This is a genomic window from Gammaproteobacteria bacterium (genome assembly GCA_013696315.1).
Lineage (GTDB): Bacteria > Pseudomonadota > Gammaproteobacteria > JACCYU01 > JACCYU01 > JACCYU01.
Window position 1 is genome coordinate 1 of record JACCYU010000189.1, and the last position, 18,940, is coordinate 18,940.

The 18,940-nt window shown below is 61.2% G+C and carries 13 protein-coding genes and 1 pseudogene; 12 read left to right on the forward strand and 2 right to left on the reverse strand.

Features of this window, described 5'->3' with window-relative positions:
* On the reverse strand, positions 1–518 hold a 518-nt coding region (locus H0V34_11015), incomplete at its 3' end, for a chromate transporter (GenBank protein MBA2492193.1).
* 72 nt (positions 519–590) lie between these two features.
* The gene (locus tag H0V34_11020; protein MBA2492194.1) at positions 591–1,559 is read right to left on the reverse strand and encodes a chromate resistance protein; all 969 of its coding nucleotides are present in this window, start codon (positions 1,557–1,559) and stop codon (positions 591–593) included.
* A 236-nt stretch (positions 1,560–1,795) separates the two neighbouring features.
* On the opposite strand from H0V34_11020, the gene H0V34_11025 reads away from it, so the two are divergent.
* The 12 genes and pseudogenes from H0V34_11025 to H0V34_11080 all read left to right on the forward strand — a co-directional run bounded on the left by H0V34_11025 (position 1,796) and on the right by H0V34_11080 (position 18,648).
* A complete protein-coding gene (locus tag H0V34_11025; GenBank protein MBA2492195.1) occupies positions 1,796–2,125 on the forward strand; it encodes a hypothetical protein in 330 nt (109 codons plus the stop codon).
* Between the two features lie 73 nt (positions 2,126–2,198).
* Positions 2,199–2,831 carry a TolC family protein gene (locus H0V34_11030; protein ID MBA2492196.1) on the forward strand — a complete coding sequence of 211 codons (633 nt, stop codon included), beginning with the start codon at positions 2,199–2,201 and terminating at the stop codon, positions 2,829–2,831.
* Between the two features lie 27 nt (positions 2,832–2,858).
* Positions 2,859–3,482, forward strand: coding sequence for a TolC family protein (locus H0V34_11035; protein MBA2492197.1), 624 nt, complete (start codon positions 2,859–2,861; stop codon positions 3,480–3,482).
* A gap of 14 nt (positions 3,483–3,496) precedes the next feature.
* Positions 3,497–4,747 (forward strand): efflux RND transporter periplasmic adaptor subunit, encoded by a 1,251-nt coding sequence (locus H0V34_11040; protein MBA2492198.1) that lies wholly within the window; start codon positions 3,497–3,499, stop codon positions 4,745–4,747.
* A 10-nt stretch (positions 4,748–4,757) separates the two neighbouring features.
* A pseudogene (locus tag H0V34_11045) lies at positions 4,758–7,969 on the forward strand (CusA/CzcA family heavy metal efflux RND transporter).
* Positions 7,970–7,975: 6 nt separating this feature from the next.
* Positions 7,976–8,824, forward strand: a complete 849-nt coding sequence (locus tag H0V34_11050; GenBank protein MBA2492199.1) for a cation transporter — start codon at positions 7,976–7,978, stop codon at positions 8,822–8,824.
* A 201-nt stretch (positions 8,825–9,025) separates the two neighbouring features.
* On the forward strand, positions 9,026–9,652 hold the full coding sequence (locus tag H0V34_11055) for a cation transporter (GenBank protein MBA2492200.1): 627 nt from the start codon (positions 9,026–9,028) through the stop codon (positions 9,650–9,652).
* 186 nt (positions 9,653–9,838) lie between these two features.
* Positions 9,839–10,777, forward strand: a complete 939-nt coding sequence (gene dmeF, locus H0V34_11060) for a CDF family Co(II)/Ni(II) efflux transporter DmeF (protein ID MBA2492201.1) — start codon at positions 9,839–9,841, stop codon at positions 10,775–10,777.
* A 262-nt stretch (positions 10,778–11,039) separates the two neighbouring features.
* Positions 11,040–11,507: a hypothetical protein gene (locus H0V34_11065; protein ID MBA2492202.1), complete on the forward strand. Its 468-nt coding sequence runs from the start codon at positions 11,040–11,042 to the stop codon at positions 11,505–11,507.
* Between the two features lie 733 nt (positions 11,508–12,240).
* Positions 12,241–13,524: a TolC family protein gene (locus tag H0V34_11070; GenBank protein MBA2492203.1), complete on the forward strand. Its 1,284-nt coding sequence runs from the start codon at positions 12,241–12,243 to the stop codon at positions 13,522–13,524.
* Positions 13,517–15,448: an efflux RND transporter periplasmic adaptor subunit gene (locus tag H0V34_11075; protein MBA2492204.1), complete on the forward strand. Its 1,932-nt coding sequence runs from the start codon at positions 13,517–13,519 to the stop codon at positions 15,446–15,448. Before H0V34_11070 ends, H0V34_11075 begins: the two co-directional genes overlap by 8 nt.
* Positions 15,442–18,648 (forward strand): efflux RND transporter permease subunit, encoded by a 3,207-nt coding sequence (locus H0V34_11080; GenBank protein ID MBA2492205.1) that lies wholly within the window; start codon positions 15,442–15,444, stop codon positions 18,646–18,648. Before H0V34_11075 ends, H0V34_11080 begins: the two co-directional genes overlap by 7 nt.
* The last annotated feature ends 292 nt before the right edge of the window (positions 18,649–18,940 follow it).

Consider the following 18,940-nt stretch of genomic DNA (forward strand, 5'->3'; position numbering starts at 1 on the left):
CCGATGAACGCGACCGCGGCGAGTCCCACCATAACCACGTTCTTGAGCGCCCGCGAGCCGATCCTGATCACGGCCTGCACCACCACGGCGAGCACCGCGGGTGTCAGTCCGAAAAACAGCGCCTGCACCATGCTAATTTCTTGATAATCCGCATAGAGAATACTCAACACGAGAATCGAGACGAAACCCGGCAGCACGAAAAGGATTCCCGCCACCAGCCCGCCCGCGGTTCGGTGCAGCAGCCAGCCGATGTAGATGGCGAGCTGCTGCGCCTCGGGTCCCGGCAGGAACATGCAGTAGTTGAGCGCGTGCAGAAAGCGATTCTCGTCGATCCAGCGTTTTTCCTCGACCAGAATCCGGTGCATGGCCGCGATCTGTCCAGCCGGACCGCCAAAGCTCAGCAGCGCCACCCTCACCCATACACGGAATGCCTCGGCAAAGGACACAGTACGTGCACGTCCGTTTTGTGGTGATGCGGGTGAATCGGCGTCAGCCGTGAGGCTTGTCGTCTCGCTCATTTCTAAGTTCTCGCCATGGGAGTTGATACCAATGTTTTGTTACAAGTTTTGCTGCGCCTTGGCCTGATACGGTCAGACTGATGCTGGCGCGGGTGCGAAGGCGGTATAGAGGCAATTCAGCACCGGCGTCATCTCGGCGAGCAGGCAATCATCGTTCGCGCAGCGCTCGCGCGCGCCAGTGAGGATGGTTTCGAACCCGGCCGCTTCGGGTACTGGACGGCCGCCTACGTCCAGGTGATGCACGAGATCGGCGATGCGCGCCAGCGCCGGATCGCTCTCCAATCCGAAGCTGGCTATGAGCATCTCGAAGGTGACTCGATCGTCGACATGAGTAAATATAGCGCCGTCGAAATCGAAGCCGAGGGCGTTTGATGGGCACTCCGCGGGGTTCGCCAGCCACACAAATTGCGCCTCGGGATCGATAAACGAGCGGATAAGCCACGCGCTGGCGACCCGATCCACCCATAAGCGCCTGCGCGTAGCCCACACTCGGCCTTGATAGTGCGCCTTGTCCAGCCGCTCCATCTCCCGTTGCGCAGCCTTCGGCTCATTCGGCGCAAAACGCCGCAAAATCATCGCTTCGGCTTCCTGTAGTGCCCGACTGGCCTGCTCTTTGGCCGCGCCGGGAAAATAGTCGACGGCGCCGAGGCTACGGAAGTCACGCCGCAAGGATTTCAGCGCGCGTCGCGCCTGTGGTTCCGTCCACTTGGATAATCCGGCATGGAAGTGAGCAACCGCCTCTATCAGGTCCTTGTACTGATCACCGCGGTCAAACATCGCGCGAAACGCTTGTTCCTCCTCGACGCTCTGCGTCTTGACGTCCAGCAGATACGCAGTTCCCTTCAGCTCCAACACACTTTGCGTCTGCTCCTCCAGCGCCTGGCGTAATGGCTCACGCGCTGGAAGCAGATACACCCCGTCGCGCATCACCGCGGCGCCTAGACCCCTAAGTGCGCGCCATAAGCGAATACGCCGCGTACCGCTTTGGCCCGGTGCGCTGGTGATAAACAAGAGCCACGTTAAATCATGGTCATTTCTCATTTGTAATATATGCTACAGCTAACGTAACAGACGTTACAAGACTTTTATGCTAAAGGCTTCCGAGCCAAAAAACTGACTTACAGGCAATGTAAGACGCGCTACTGGATTGCGATTGACAGTCTGGACGAGTGTGCCGTACATTCTCCGGTGGCGAGCGCCTCCCTTCATCACAGTCCGCAACGTTTTTATCGACCCGCCCAATGTTAAAGCATCGAACTGCTCTGTCGTCTTGCCTGATGCTGGCGCTGCTCGTCGTGCAGGTCGCGGGGCTTCATTGCCACGTTAAACAGCCGGCGGGCCCGCGAAAATCGGAGGCGGCGGTTCATGTTCAGCATTTCGGAACGTCCGGCGCTTGTCATGAGGATGCCTGCGAGCGAGATCTCTCCATCCCCGGATTCTGGAAAAGCGCCGGCCAGAGCTGGAATATGCTTGCGCTGCTGGCGGTTACCTTTGTCTTTTTACTGCCATTGCTCGGACGCAGTACCGTCGTCCCTGAAATCGCCGAACGCCTTTTCTACCACCACCCGATCTTCCTGCGGCCACCCTTGCGCGCGCCACCCCGCTAAGCCTCCACTGTAGTTTTTTACTCCTGCATCCGGTTATCGCGCTCAGGCGCGGGCCCATGCCTGTGGAGGCATTATGTCTTGTTCTTTCAGTTACGTTCGCGGTCCGTTCGCGTTGCGCGGGTTTATCATCGCGTTCTCGCTGAGCGCGGCGCTCGGCGTCCGCGTTCATGCGCAGGAAGCCTCGGTCGGCGCGTTGACGTTGACCGACGCCGTCGCACTCACTCTGGCAAGAAATCCCGAATTGCAGGCCGGTGGCTACACGTTGCGCGCGGCGGATGCGTTCATCGACGAGGCGGGCCTGTCGCCGCCGCTGGTCGCGGGCGGAGAGATCGAAAACTTTGCCGGCACCGGAAACCTGAGCGGCGCGCAGGGCGCGGAGACGACCCTGCAGTTAAGCCGCGTCATCGAACTGGGCGGCAAGCTGGATGCGCGCGTGCTAGCGGCAGGCGAGGCGCGCGCACTGGCGGCGGTGGAACGGCAGGCGCTCCGGCTGGACGTGCTGGCCGAGGTCGCGCGCCGCTTCACACACGTGGTATCGGATCAGGAGCAACTCGCGCTCACGCGGCGCGCCACCGAACTTGCCGAGCGGACGCTGGATCTCACCGCGGAGCGCGTGGCGGTCGGTCGGGCGCCCGTGACGGAACAGAATCGCGCCGAGATCGCGCTGGCTCGCGCGCGCATCGACGAGGAACACACCAAGCATTAGCTACTTAGCTCGCGGCTAGACCTGTCCGTGTTGTGGGGTGAGACCGAACCTGCTTACGCGGCGGCGGGCGCGCTTTACGCGCTTCCGATGGTGCCGGAATTCCCGAAGCTCATCGCGAATATCGAAAAAAACCCGGATCTGGCGAGTTTCGTTAACGTGCGGCGTCTCAACGAAGCGCGCCTGCGCCTGGCCGAGACCCAACGCACGCCGGACGTGCAGTTCACCGGCGGTGTGCGGCGGCTGGAAACCTTCGACGACCAGGCGCTGGTGTTCTCGCTGTCCGTCCCGCTCGGCATGAACCAGCAGGCCGCGCCCGACATCGCCGCCGCCTCCGCCGACTACGCTAGAGTCGAATTCGATGCCATGGCCAAACGGCTGGAACTGCGAGCGCTGCTGTTCGGCATCTATCAGGAGCTGCTGCATGCCCGCACGGAAGCGGAGACTCTGCGCAACGACGTGCTGCCGCAGGCCGAAGAAAACCTGCGCCAGACCGAGGCGGGATTTCAGGCCGGGCGTTATTCGTTTCTGGAACTGACTGTGGCGCAGGCGGAGCTTTTGGACATTGAGCGCGAAGCGATCCAGGCGGCGCGCAATTATCACGATTTCGTGATCGAGATCGAGCGCCTGACCGGCGGCGCGGTGACGCGATGAGAGGCGTGGGCATTATGAGGGGAATAGCAGGTTTTGTTTTCTTGTTGGGAACGTTGCTCGCCGGTTGCGGCGCGCCGCCGGAACCGAACGATCAAGGCGGGAGCAAAGCGTCTCATGGCGAAGGCGAGCATGCTGAGGAAGCCGAAGGCCCACACGGGGGCAAGCTGTTGCATGAGGGGCCGCTCGAGCTCGAAGTGACGGTCTATGAGCAGGGCGTGCCGCCCGAATTTCGCGTTTACGCACATCGCAACGGCCAACCGGTGCCGCTCAAACAGGTGAACCTCACCATGGAGATCACGCGTCTTGGCGGTGAGACGGATCGTTTCTCCTTTTCGCCGCAAGGGAATTATCTGGTAGGCAAAGGCGAGGTGCGCGAGCCCCATTCCTTCGACGTGCGCGTGCAGGCGGCGCATGAGGGCCGCGAATATTCATGGAATTACGCGTCCTACGAAGGCCGCACCACGATCGCGCCAAAAGCCGCCGAAGCCGCCGATATCGAGGTGAACCAGGCCGGACCCGCGATCATCCATGAGACATTGGCGCTCACCGGCTCGATTCACATGATCCCCGAACGCCTCGCGCACGTGCGCGCCCGATATGCGGGCGTGATCCGCTCAGTCAATGCGCGCCTCAACGACACGGTCAAGGCCGGGGACGAACTGGCCAGCGTGCAAAGCAACGAGAGCCTGCAAACTTATGCCGTTACCGCGCCGGTCGACGGCGTGGTGCTGGAGCTCGACGCCACCGCCGGTGAGGCAACCGGCGGCGAAGAAATGTTCGTCATCGCCGACCTCTCGAAAGTATGGGCGGAGCTGGATTTGTTCGCGCGCGACATGACGCGCATTCAGGTTGGCCAGCGTGTACGCATCAAAAGCCTGGACGGCGTCCGGTCCGCGCAAGGTCGTATCGAAATGCTGTCACCCACCGCCTCGACACTCAGCCAGAGCGTGCGCGCCCGCGCGGTACTGGACAATCGAGACGGACAATGGCGGCCCGGTCAGTTCGTGCGCGGCGTAATCACCGTTGCCGAGACCCTGGTGCCGCTGGCGGTAAGGCGCGCGGCCATACGGCAGTTCCGGAATTTCCAGGTGGTGTTTGCGCGCGTGGGCGACACCTACGAGGTGCGCATGCTGGAGCTGGGGCGGCGCGGGGCGGCGCACGTTGAAGTGAAAGGCGGTCTCGCACCCGGCGAAACCTACGTCGTCAGGAACAGCTATCTGATCAAGGCCGACATCGAGAAGTCCGGCGCTTCGCACGATCATTGAGGACTCCGCCATGTTAGACACAATCATTCGTTTCGCCATCAATCAGCGCTGGCTGATCATGCTGCTGGCCGCCGCCAGCGCCGCGCTGGGTGTGTACAACTATCACCGCCTGCCGATCGACGCGGTGCCGGACATCACCAACGTGCAGGTGCAGATCAACTCGCAAGCGCCGGGGTACGCGCCGATCGAGGCCGAGCAGCGCATCACCTATCCGGTCGAGCTGGCGATGGCCGGTTTGCCGAATCTCGACTACACGCGCTCACTCTCGCGCTACGGCTTGTCGCAGGTCACAGTCGTATTCGAGGAAGGCACCGATATTTACTTCGCGCGCCAGCAGATCAGTGAGCGCCTGCAAACCTTGAGCGGCGAACTGCCGCCTGGAGTGCAACCGGAGATGGGGCCGATCGCCACGGGGCTGGGCGAGATTTTCATGTATGTGGTCGAAGCCGAACCCGGCGCGCGCACTGACGACGGCCGGCCGTACAACGCAATGGATCTGCGTACCGTGCAGGACTGGATCGTGCTGCCTCAACTGCGTCAGACGCAAGGCGTGATCGAGGTCAACACCATTGGCGGCTACGAGCAGCAGTATCACGTCACGCCCGATCCCACCATGCTACTGGCCTTCGATCTCACCTTGGACGACGTGGTCGCGGCGTTGAACCGCGACAACGTCAATGTTGGCGCGGGCTACATCGAGCGCCAGGGCGGTCAATATCTGATCCGCGTACCGGGCATGGTGGATAACATGCAAGGCATCGAGAACATCATTCTCGCGCGCCGCGACGGGCTGGTAATCACCGTTGCTGACGTGGCCCAGGTCGGTTTCGGCGAGGATCTGCGCACCGGCGCGGCGACGCAGGATGGCGATGAAGTGGTGCTGGGCACAGCCATGATGCTGATGGGCGAGAACAGCCGCACGGTAGCGGCAGCCGTGGGGGAGAAGTTACAGGAAATCAATCGTTCGCTACCCGAGGGCGTCAAGGCGCGAGCGGTTTACGATCGCACCACTCTGGTCGACAAGACCATCGAGACTGTGCGCAAAAATCTGCTCGAAGGCGCGCTGCTGGTCGTGGCAGTGCTGTTCCTGCTGCTCGGCAACCTGCGCGCGGCGCTGATCACCGCCATGGTCATCCGTTGTCCATGCTGTTGACCATCACCGGCATGGTCGAGAACGAGGTCAGCGCGAATCTGATGAGTCTGGGCGCGCTGGACTTCGGGTTGATCGTGGACGGCGCGGTGATCATCGTCGAGAACTGCATCCGGCGGCTGGGCGAAGCGCAAAAGAATGGCCAGTTGCTCAACCGGCCAGAGCGCTTTCAGGTGGTGCGCGACGCCACCCGCGAGGTGATCCGCCCAGCCATGTTCGGCGTGTTTATTATTACGGTGGTGTATCTGCCGATCTTCAGCCTGAGCGGAGTCGAGGGCAAGATGTTTGATCCCATGGCCGCCACCGTAGTCATGGCGCTGAGCGCGGCGCTGGTGCTGTCGCTAACCTTCGTGCCGGCAGCGGTCGCGATATTTGTCACCGGCAAGGTGAGCCACCGCGAGAACTGGCTGATGCGCGGCGCGAGAGCAGTCTACAGACCGCTGCTACGCTGGTCGCTCGCGGGGCGCTGGGTGGTCGCACCGCTCGCCGTAGCGCTGGTTGTCGCCAGCGGGCTGCTCGCCACGCGCATGGGCGCGCAGTTCATTCCCAATCTGGACGAGGGCGACATCGCTCTGCACGCGCTGCGCACCCCCGGCACGTCCTTGACCCAGTCGATCGGCATGCAGACCGAGCTGGAGGAAACCATTCAGGCGTTCCCGGAAGTGGATCGCGTGTTCAGCAAGATTGGCACGCCGGAGGTCGCAACCGACCCCATGCCACCCAGCGTGGCGGACACCTTTGTCATCATGAAGCCGCGCGGTCAGTGGCCCAATCCGGACAAGTCCAAGGACAAACTGGTGGCGGAGGTGCGGGCGGCCGTGGAGAACGTGCCCGGCAACAACTACGAATTCACTCAGCCCATCCAGATGCGCTTCAACGAGTTGATCTCCGGCGTGCGCGCCGAGGTCGCGGTCAAGATCTACGGCGATGAGTTCGCGCAACTGATTGAACTGGGCGAAACCATCGAGGGCATCACGAGTCAGGTTCCCGGCGCGGCGGATGTACGTACCGAACAGGCGACCGGACTGCCGCTGCTGAGCATCGAGCCGAACCGCCAGGCGCTGTATCGCTATGGCCTGGACATCGCCAGTCTTCAGAACACGGTGCAGATTGCGCTGGGGGGCCGCGAAGCCGGGCAAATTTTCGAGGGCGACCGGCGCTTTCCGCTGGTGGTGCGGCTGCCGGAAAATATGCGTACGGACGTGGATACGATCCGGCGGCTGCCGATTCCGCTCCCGCAAGATGGACAAGCGGGTGGAATGCAAATCGCCGCCTTCGGGCATGCGGAAGCGGCCAATTACATTCCGCTGTCAGAAGTCGCCCGGGTGCGTAACGTGATCGGGCCCAATCAGATTACCCGAGAGAACGGCAAGCGCTTCCTGGTCGTGACCGCCAACGTGCGCGGGAGCGACATCGCCTCTTTCGTGGAGGATCTTCAAGCCCGCATACGACAGCAGGTACAGCTGCCGGCGGGCTACTGGCTGGATTACGGTGGCACCTTCGAAAGCCTGATTTCCGCCACACAGCGATTGCAAATCGTAGTGCCGGTCGCGCTGGCGATCATCTTCGCGCTGCTGATCTCGGCGTTCGGCAACGTTCGCGATGCCTTGATCGTATTCACGGGCGTGCCGCTGGCGCTGACCGGTGGCATCGCGGCACTTTGGTTACGCGGCATTCCGCTGTCGATCTCCGCCGGTGTGGGTTTTATCGCGTTATCTGGCGTGGCGGTGCTGAACGGACTGGTAATGCTGTCCTTTATCCGCGAACGCGGCGCGGATGGTCTGGCGCTAAACGAGGCCATCATCGACGGCGCGCTCACGCGCCTGAGGCCAGTGCTGATGACCGCGCTGGTGGCAAGCCTTGGTTTCGTGCCAATGGCGTTCAACGCAGGCACCGGCGCCGAGGTGCAGCGGCCGCTGGCCACAGTGGTGATCGGAGGCATCATCTCGTCGACGATACTGACCTTGCTGGTGCTACCGGCGCTGTATCGACTCGCGCACCATGGTAGGCCGCTTAAGGCGGAAGACGAGCTGTTCACTGATATGCCACAAAATCCATCGCAGCAAGCCTAGCCATCCATGGTCCACACCCACGAACATGCGCACGCGCAAAACGGCAGCCAGCGCCGTCTGCTCGCCGCGCTGGTATTGACTAGCGCCTTCGCGATCTTCGAAGCAGCAGTGGGCTGGTTTTCGGGATCGCTTACATTGCTGGGCGATGCGGGACACATGCTCACGGACTCGGCTGCCGTGGGCATTGGCGTGGCGGCGGCATGGCTGAGTCAAAAACCGCCTTCCGCCCGCCATTCCTATGGCTTCAAGCGGGCCGAGATTATCGGCGCGCTCATCAACGTGCTGTTTATGGTCGCGATCGTGGTCGCCATCGGCATCACCGCGATCGATCGGTTGTTAGAGCCGCAACCGGTGGCCGGCTTAGCGGTCATTATCGTCGGATTCGCCGGATTACTGGTCAACCTGCTCGCCGTGTGGGTGCTGCGCGGCGACAGTGAAAGCCTCAACGTGCCCGGCGCGCTGCTGCACGTATTCGGCGATCTGCTGGGCTCCGTCGCCGCGCTCGCGGCGGGCGCGGTGATCTGGTGGACAGGCTGGATGCCCATCGATCCCATCCTGTCGATCTTTATCGGTTTGCTGATCCTTGTCTCAAGTGTTCGCCTGCTGCGGGAGATCTTGCACGTACTGATGGAAGGCGTGCCGCCGCACGTGGATCTGGACGAGGTCGCGCGCGCGATGGTGTCCGTAAACGACGTTGTATCCGTACATGATCTGCACGTCTGGTCGCTAGGTTCGCGCGCGTGCGCGTTGTCAGCACACGTGCGGATTACGGACATGCGCTGCTGGCCGACAGCGCTCGATCTGCTCAAGAACATGTTGGGCAACCGGTTTGCGCTAACGCATACGACCTTGTAACCCGAGACCACGGCACGAGATGAATGCCGCGAATCTTCCTGCGGGCCGGAATTCCGCGAGTGCGGGGACGCTAGCCGAGTAGGCTTTGCGAAGACGCACGACACGTAACCAGCGTCCGCCAACTAAATAGGCGCGCACCGTTTCGAGTGCGAGTCCGGCGATCAGCGCGAGCTTCATACGATCGAATGAGCGAAGAATGGAATGCCTTTGTGCAATCACGACAACGAATCAGACCACAAGCCGCTAAGTCGCGAACGCGCCGTCACGCTCAAAGTGGTTCTGGTTATTAACGCAGCGATGTTTCTGGCCCTCGGCACGGCGTGTTTGTGGGCGGACTCCTCGGCGCTGCTTGCCGATTCCGCAGATAATCTGGGCGACGCGTTCGTCTATGCCATCAGCCTGTTCGTCGCGTATCGAAGTCTGCGCTGGCGGGCAGGCGCGGCATTTGTCAAAGGGCTCGTGCAACTCGCATTCGGCCTTGGGATCATCATCGGCATCGTCATAAAGCTGCTGGGGCACCACGAACCGGCAGGGCTCGCGATTATGGCTGTGGCCGCGGTCGCGCTGATCGCCAATCTGATTTGTCTGATGCTGCTGCAACGTCATCGCGGCGAAGACGTGAACATGCGCTCGGTATGGATGTGCTCGCGCAACGACGTGATCGGCAACGCGGCCGTCATTGTCGCCGGCGGCGCCGTGTGGTTGGCGGGCAGCTCGTGGCCGGACTTGATCGTGGCCGCGTTGCTGGCGTTGGTGTTTCTGCACACCTCGTACGACGTGCTGCGCGGCGCATCCCGTGCCTGGCGTACCGGTGCGCGTCCTTCGTAAGTTCCGGGTCGAACACGCCATTACCGACTCGTCTTGATCCTGTGCATGGCAAGCGCTTCGTCGAAAGGTTTGTCATCGCAGCAGGCGCGCAGCGTGGCGCACGGATTCAAAGATAATGCCGGGCAAGCGTATTGACACTGATGGTCGGGTGTGGGGCTAGACTAGTCGTACGGTCAGGAGGTTTACATGCATCGCGAACACTTGAGCGATTGGCAGCACGCTCACAGCTTTGGTCAGGATCAGCTACGGTCCGGCGAGCGGCGCACCTGGATCGTGATCGGACTCACCACCGCGATGATGGTGTGGGAGATCATCGCCGGGACCGTCTACGGATCGATGGCGCTGCTGGCGGATGGCTTGCACATGGGTTCTCATGCCACGGCTTTGGGCATCACGGCCTTTGCTTACTTCTACGCGCGCCGGCACGCACATGATCGGCGCTTCAGCTTCGGTACCGGCAAAGTCAATGCTCTGGGCGGATTCACGGGCGCGGTGCTGCTAGCGGGGTTTGCGTTGATGATGGCGGCGCAGAGCATCGATCGCTTGTTCAATCCGGTTGCGATCGCCTTCAACAGCGCCATCCTGGTGGCCATCATCGGTCTGATGGTCAACAGTGTGTGCGCGCTGATTCTTAAAGACCATGATCACGATCGTCACGGTCATGTGCACGCCCACCAGCACGACCACGTAAGCCACGGTCACTCGGATCACAACTTGCGATCGGCCTATCTGCACGTGCTGGCCGATGCGCTCACCTCGCTGCTCGCTATATTTGCATTGCTCGCGGCTAAATATTTCGGCTTGTATTGGATGGACCCGATGATGGGCATGGTCGGCGCGGCGCTAGTCACGCGCTGGTCGTGGGGCCTGCTGCGCGATACGAGCGGCGTGCTGCTGGATCGACAAGCGCCCGACACGCTTTGTCAGTCAATCCGCGATCGTATCGAAGCCGATCGCGACACGCGGATCAGTGATTTGCATGTCTGGTCGATCGGGCCGAGCCTTTACGCCGCCGCGATCGTCATCGTCGCCCATCATCCAAAGTCCCCGCAACATTACAAAAGCATGGTTGCCGCGACACCGTCGTTGGTGCATGTGACCATTGAAGTCGATATTTGCGAATAACAGGCCCGCGTTTGCAGGCTAGAGTGCGAAGAGCACTTCCTGACACGCGTTCTCGCATTGGCCACAAACCCCGCATTCGTCACCACCACTTGCAAGCCTGTATGCAGCGCCTAAATCCACGCGCGTCAGGTTTGCGTCATAGCCAGCGTGGCGCGATAAAATGCGGCCGGTGGTCTGCTGCACCGCGAGTTAGAGCGACAGGCTGAGTGGTAGCACCCGTGAACTTTGCCGCGGTGGCAGCCTCTACAATGAAGATGTCCGCATGCGCGTGGCAGAAACTGGAAAAGAGCTGTATAAGCGTACACCTATGACGCTCTCTCACCACCATCCTTGGATCCGCCGGCTTGTGGCTGCGGTGTTCCTGGCCGTCGCCGGACTGGTGCCGGTGAAGGTGGTGTTTGCTTGCGCGATGATGGAGCAAATCTCGGCGCAGTGCTGCTGCGATGAAGAGCATCATGGCTCCCCTGCATCTGAAGACGCTTTGTCAGGTGATCGCTGCTGTGGGGTAGTCGCAGATCACGAAAGTATTGATCTCGGCGCCACTGCGGAATCGGTAGCCAAGCAGCCGATCAAGAAGCTCTGGGACAGCTCTCCGGATCTTGCCACCGCGCCTCCGCCGCTGGCCGCTACTCACCAGTTTTTCTCGACCTCCCACGTATCTTTTCTTCCCGAGCCGCGATCTCTAAACGGCTCCCGTCTGTACTTGCTCACAGCGCGTCTGCGCCTATAAACCGCCTCGCCGCTCGGCGCCGTTGCGCATCCGAGCGGTCTTTGACGATCTGCGGCATCAATGCCGTAGTGCTGTTACGTCATTGCTATGAGGCGTGTCATGAACATTCGAACTATCGCCGCGTTCCGCCGGTTGAGCCGGAACACCCTGTTTGCCGCTTTGCTGGGCACTACCGCCTTCCAGTCGGAGGCCCGCCCAGTTCTTCCGCTCCTCTTTGGTTCGCCGGAAGTCAGCGCCAGTACTGAGCCCGCCGATACGCGTCTGTGGCGCTATGTGCCGCTTGGACCACGAGGCCGTTATATACCGGTGGAGGGTTCTGAAGCGAGAGAACCGGCGCCCTACCGAGAGGTTGAACGCTGGGTTGGTCCGCGCGGCACCGTACCTATTCATCGCGACGACTAGGTCTTAGGCGCCTAGCTAAAGGAGGACAAAAACAGTGATAACAGTAAATCTCACCTTTTGTGCGGTCGTCGCTAGCGCGATAGTGCTGAGCGGATGCGCGTCCACACCAGTCTCATCGAAAGATGAGGTCCACCTTGGATGTAGAACCGCGAAGCCGCTCACGTGCGATCACATACCATCGAGAGATGCACACGACATCGGCGGGCGGAGTTTCATCTCTCACCCGTGGCTTAAGGACAAGCCCTGGCTGAGCGAAATCGTTCTACCAAACTACTGAGCCGATCGGTCACAGCCCACACGGGTTTTCGTTGATGAAAATGGAGATGTCCTTATGCACCCGCAACGCGTCGTAGCTGCCTGCCTGTTGACAGTTTTTTCCCTACCCATAGTGGCTGCCGATTCGCTTTCGGGCACGAAACTGCTCAGGTCGCAACAACTGGTAAAGGCTGTGCTGGCGCGCAATCCCAGCCTTCCTGCGTTGCGCGCCGCCGCGCAGGCGGCGGTATCGCGCATCGAGCCTACCGGAGCTCTGGAAGATCCCACGGTCGCCTTCGCTCTAGCGCCTCAAACCATAACCGGGGAACGCCTGAGCCAGAGCATCAGGCTCAGTCAGGCGATTCCCTGGCCGGGCACGCTTACGCTGCGCGCGGATGCCGCACGCGATGAGGCCGTGGCAGCCAGTCAGGACTTGGCGGATCTGCGGCTTGAGATCATCGCCGCGACGAAGGCAGGTTTCGCCGAGTGGTACTACGTGCATCAGGCGCTCGCCATTAACGAGGCCAATCGGGATTTGTTGATCGAGCTGCGCAACGTGGCCGAGACGCAGTACGCCGCTGGGCGAGCCACGCAGCAGGACGTCATCCAGGCCGAACTGGAGCACGCGCGGCTCTTGCATGAGGCGCTTGCGCTCGAGCGGCAGCAGCGCTCGATACAAGCGCAGCTCAACGCTCTGCTCAACCGCGCGCCCAGCGAGTACCTGGCGCCGCCCGCGGAGTTGGCACCTCCTGCCGCGCCACCCGACTTGCAAGTCCTGCAACAGACCGCCATCGAAAATCACCCCGAGATCAAGGGGCTGCAGGCGCAGCTCGATGCGAGCCGCGCGCGCGTCGATTTGGCGGGTAAGGATTTTTATCCCGATTTTGAGATCATGGCCGACTACGACAGCTTCTGGGATGAAGATGACCAACGTTTCACGGTTGGCGTAGGCGTCAATGTGCCGTGGAACCGCAGCAAGTACCGGGCACTGAAGGATGCGGCCCAGGCCGACGCCATGCAGGCGCAATGGGAGCTCGCGGATCGCCGGGCGCAACTGCTCGCGGCGCTCGCGCGCGCCCGCGCCGAGGTGACCGAAACAGTAGACGTAATTGAATTGCATCACGACCTGTTAGTCCCGTTGGCACAGGACAATCTGAATGCTGCGGAGGCTGACTACCGGGCCGGTGGCGGTGACTTCCTCGATGTGATTACCGCCGAAAACCGCAAGCTCATGGTAGAGCTGGAGTTCGCGCGCGCGCTGGCCGATTACGTCCGGAGGCTGGCCGAACTGAAACGCTGGACCGCCGGGAAATGGCCGAGCGGACTACCCAGCGATAGCGAGAGCAACGCAAATGAGTAAACGATCATCGATGTGGTTTGTAGGCCTGGTCGCCTTGGCGCTGGGTGTGGGGATCGGTTCTCAACTGAACGGCTTATTTGACAGCGGTTCAGATGACTCCGGAATGCGGTCTGGCTCCGGAATGACTTCACAAGCGATGGATGATGCGCCGGTGTACCAGTCCGGACCATACAAGGTCAGCGTGGCGGTAAACCCTGAAGCGCCCCAGGTCGGTGACAACAAGCTGATGATCAAGGTCATGGACGCACAGGGCAATCCTGTAGAGGACGCAAACATTCAGGCATTCGGCGAAATGTCGGCGATGGGTGCCATGCCGGCAATGCGTGCGCCTGCCAGTGTGGAGCAGGTCGCGCCCGGTGAATATGCGGGCCCGATGAACATCGAGATGAGCGGCGAGTGGCCTCTGTCGATCAGCATCGAGAAACCCGGCAAAGGCGCGACTGCCTTGAGCTTTGAGATGGCTACGGGCCGTCCCGGTCTGCAGCTCGCCTCCGGCGGGGTCAAGGTCATGTCGGCCGGTGAGATGTCACAGGATGCCGCGGGCGCTAGTGGCGCCAAGCCGACCTATCGCGCCGGCCCGTTCAAGTTTGATGTGACGATAGCGCCAGAGACACCCAGGGTAGGCGAGAACCGCCTGATCATCGATCTGCGCGACAGCCAAGGTAAACCGGTATCCGGCGCACAGATCAAGGCCGTGGCCGAGATGCCGGCCATGGGTGCGATGCCGCCTATGCAGGCGCCCGCCGACTTCAATGAAACCGAACCCGGTCGATACCTCGGCGCCTTCGCGCTATCCATGAGTGGCGAATGGCCATTGTCCGTCCAGATTCGAAAAGGAGGGATGGGTAGCCAGAGGATCAGCTTTGACATGGCCACGGGACGCCAGGGATTGCAGGTCGTCGCGGGCGCAGGGGCCGCAGGTCAGGGTGGGATGCAGTCGATGCAGGAGGTTCCGGCGAACGCAATCAGGGTGGACAGCCGCCGTCGTCAGCTCATCGGCGTAGAGACCAGTAAAGTCGCTTATCGGGATCTTACGCGCACCATTCGCGCCGTGGGGCAAGTCGTTTATGACGAGACCAAGCTTTCTGAGGTGACCTTGCGCTTCAATGGCTGGATTGGGGAGCTCAAGGCTGACTATGTGGGCAAGGACGTCAGAAAAGGCGACGTGCTATTTACCGTTTATGGTCCGGAGTTGCTGGCCGCCCAACAACAATACCTCGAAGTCTTGAGAGGCCGATTCGGCCAGGGCAGCAGACTGGTCGAAGCGGCCCGCAAGCGGCTGCTGTTGTGGGACATGGCGCCGAGCCAGATCGAAGAATTGGAGCAGCGGGGCGAGCCGCTGGATTACGTGCCGATCACGGCGCCGCGCGGCGGCACCGTTGTGGAAAAGCACGTGGTGATCGGCTCGGCCATGATGGCCGGCACAACCCTGATGCGCATTGCCGACCTGTCACAGGTGTGGGTCGAGGCGGAGGTTTACGAGGCCGAGCTGCCGCTGGTTAAGGTTGGCATGCCCGCCGTGGTGACTCTTCCCTACGCGCCGGGCAAGACCTACGAGGCCAAGGTCGATTATGTCTACCCCTACCTTCAAGGCATGACTCGCACCGGCCGCGTCCGGCTCACGTTAAATAACCCGGACGGCGTCCTCAAGCCCGACATGTATGCCGAGGTGAAACTCAAGGCCGATCTCGGGCGCAGTCTCGTGGTGCCAGAGGAGGCGGTTCTGTTCGCGGGTGACAGTCGAGTGGTGTTCGTAGACATCGGCGGAGGCAATCTCAAGCCGCAAAAGATCAAGGCCGGCCAGCAAGCCGGGGACTATATCGAGGTCCTGGAGGGGCTGCGGGCAGGAGACGAAGTCGTTACCTCCGGGAACTTCCTGATCGCCTCCGAGGCGCGCCTGAAGACAGGGATCGCACAATGGTAACGCACGATCACAACGAGCAGACGTTCCTTAAGCGACTGATCGCCTGGTGCGCGCACAACTGGCTGTTGACCATTCTGGTGGTGGCAGCTGCCACCCTGTGGGGCTATCAATCGCTCGCCAACGCACCGCTCGATGCCATCCCCGATCTCTCTGACGTGCAAGTAATCGTCTACACCGACTGGGAGGGACGCAGCCCCGACCTCGTGGAAGACCAGATTACCTATCCTTTGACCACCACGTTTCTGGCGGCGCCGGGTGTGCAGTTCGTGCGCGGCCAGAGCTTCTTGGGGTTCTCCTTCGTTTACGTCATCTTCGATGACGGTACGGACATCTACTGGGCGCGCTCCCGCGTGCTGGAATATCTCAATTCCGCCCAAGGAGAGCTACCCGAAGGCGTGACCCCAACGCTCGGCCCCGATGCAACCGGCGTGGGATGGGTGTATCAGTACGCGCTGCAAGACAAGACCGGCGGCCACAGCCTGGCGGAGTTGCGCAGCATTCAGGACTTCAATCTTAAGTTTGCGCTCGAATCGGTCGAAGGCGTGGCCGAAGTGGCCTCGGTAGGCGGCTTTGAGAAGGAATATCAGGTCAACGTCGATCCCAATAAGCTGGCCTCGTTCGATATCCCGCTGGACAAGGTCATCATGGCAGTGCACGCGTCGAACAACGAGGTAGGCGGTCGGACACTTGAGGTAGCGGAGCACGAGCAGTTCATCCGCGGCCGCGGCTATATCGATTCGACCGCGGATCTCGAGAAGGCGGTGCTAGAGGTGGATAGAGACGGGATTCCCGTCACGCTGGATCAGGTCGCCACCGTGAGTCTAGGCCCCGCCATGTCTCGCGGCCAGTCGGATCTTAACGGCGAGGGCGTGACCGTGGGCGGTATCGTGGTGATGCGCTACGGCGAGAATGCCCTGGACGTTATCGGGGCCGTAAAGCAGCGCCTGAAGGAGGTCGAGGCGAATTTACCCGAGGGCGTCGAAGTCGTTCCAGTCTACGATCGATCAAGCCTCATCAAGCGCGCGATCGATACCCTGGAGCGCACGTTGACCGAGGAGATGATCATCGTGTCACTGGTGATCATCGTCTTTCTTCTCCACGTGCGCTCATCGTTGGTCGCGATCGTGACGCTGCCGATCGCCGTGCTCCTGGCGTTTGTTCCAATGTACTACCAGGGGCTCACCGCGAACATCATGTCGCTGGGCGGCATCGCGGTCGCCATCGGGGCGATGGTGGACGCGGCGATCGCCATCGTCGAGAACGTGCATCGCCGGTTAAGTCTGTGGCAAGCAGGAGACGTTGGCCCGGAAGAAAAGGCCCGCTCGCGTACTGAGGTCATCATCGACGCCATGCAGGAGGTCGGACCCAGCATCTTCTTTGCACTGTTGATCATCACGGTCTCGTTCGTGCCCGTGTTTGCGCTGGAAGGCCAGGAAGGCCGTCTGTTCAAGCCGCTCGCCTTCACCAAGACCTATTCGATGTTCTTTGCAGCACTGCTGTCGGTGACGCTAATCCCGGCCTTGGCGGTGCTGGTGATCCGAGGCAAGATCCGTGGCGATCGTAGTTGGCTGAACCGGATCCTGATTGCGGCTTACCTGCCTGTGGTGCGGTTCGCGATTCGGCTACGGTGGGTCGTGGTCGGTCTGGCGGCCGTCGCCTTGGTATCCATCTGGCCCGCCTATCAGTCGCTGGGCAATGAATTTATGCCGCCCCTGAACGAGGGCAGCATCCTTTACATGCCCACCTCGGTACCGGGTATGTCCATCTCGGAGGCGACCCAAACGTTGCAGACCATGGACCAGATGTTGATGAAGATTCCCGAAGTGGAGCGGGTGTTCGGCAAGGCCGGCCGCTCGACCTCGCCGACCGATCCGGCGCCGCTTGAGATGATCGAGACCAACATCATGCTCAAGCCTGAGAGCGAGTGGCGTGCGGGCATGACCTGGGACCAGCTGATCGCGGAGATGGATGCAAAGCTGCGCTTTCCAGGCGTGCCCAACATCTGGTGGATGCCAATCCAGACGCGCACACAGATGCTGGCAACCGGCATCCGCTCGACCTTGGGGATCAAAGTGTACGGCACCGAGCTCGCGGCCATCGAGGACACCGCGGTAGAGATCGAGCGAGCACTGCTCAAGGATCCGCGCACGGCGCCCTATACGCGCAGCGCCTTCGCCGAGCGTACCACCGGTGGATACTTTCTGGACTTCGATATCAATCGTGCGAGGTCAGCGCGCTTTGGCCTTAATGTGGTAGACGTGCAGGACGTGATCGTCGCGGCCATGGGCGGCAAGGTCGTATCCCAGACGGTGGAGGGGCGCGAGCGCTACAATATCCTGGTGCGTTACGCGCGCGAGTTCCGCGAGGACGTCCAGGCGTTGGAACGGGTACTGATCTCAACCGCGAATGGCGCGCAGATCCCGATCTCGCAGGTCGCGGACATCAAATTTCGCACCGGCCCGCCCATGATCCGCAGCGAGGACGCTCAGCTTCAAGGCATCGTGAGCGTGGACGTCAACGATGACATCGGCGTGCCGGACTACGTTGCGCTGGCAAAGCAAGTGGTGGCGGACAAGGTGGATATTCCAACTGGTTATCGCCTCTCCTGGGCCGGGCAGTTCGAGTATTTCGAACGCGCCAAGCAGCGGCTCAAAATCCTCGTGCCGCTGACCGTGTTCATGATCTTCTTCATGTTGTATTTTCATCGGAAATCGCTGGTCGAGACGCTGATCGTCATGCTCGCCTTGCCATTTTCGCTGGTGGGCAGCACATGGCTGCTCGCCTTATTAGAGTACAAGCTAAGCGTGGCCGTCGCGGTGGGCATGATCGCCGTGTCGGGACTCGCGGTAGAGCTGGGTCTGCTGATGATGCTGTACCTGGACATCGCCTGGCGCCGTCATCGAGCCGAAGGCCGGCTCAATACCCGCGCCGATCTGGCGGAAGCGATCATGGAGGGAGCCGCGCAGCGGCTGCGGCCGAAGCTGATGACCGGTATGGCCTTGTTCATGGGTCTGGTTCCCATCATGTACACCACCAGCACCGGCGCCGATGTGATGAAGCGCGTGGCCGCGCCCATGCTGGGCGGTGTGGCCTCGGCGCTCATTCTGGTACTGCTGGTGTTTCCAGCCATCTTCGCCTTCTGGCGTGGGCGTGGACTGCCTGACGGTGCGTCGCGGCCCGACGAATCCAGAGTTCAGTGATACAGGCGAGCTGCCAGTACAATCGAAAGGCCCGGATTGTCAATGTCGTACCGTACCAGCAATATTATGTGTCCTATAGGCGGCATGTATTGAACATGAATGCATAGTTTATGAAGAACCTGAATGCGTTGAGAGTGCTGCGTGTCGGACTGAATCAACCGGAATTGAACATCGCAATCTTTGCGTTCTTGCTGAACTTTGTCTGGGAGATGTGGCAGCTGCCCTTTTACGAGGGAATAGCAGCAATTCCATATTGGAAGAACCTGTCGGGCTGCACCTTGGCTACCTTAGG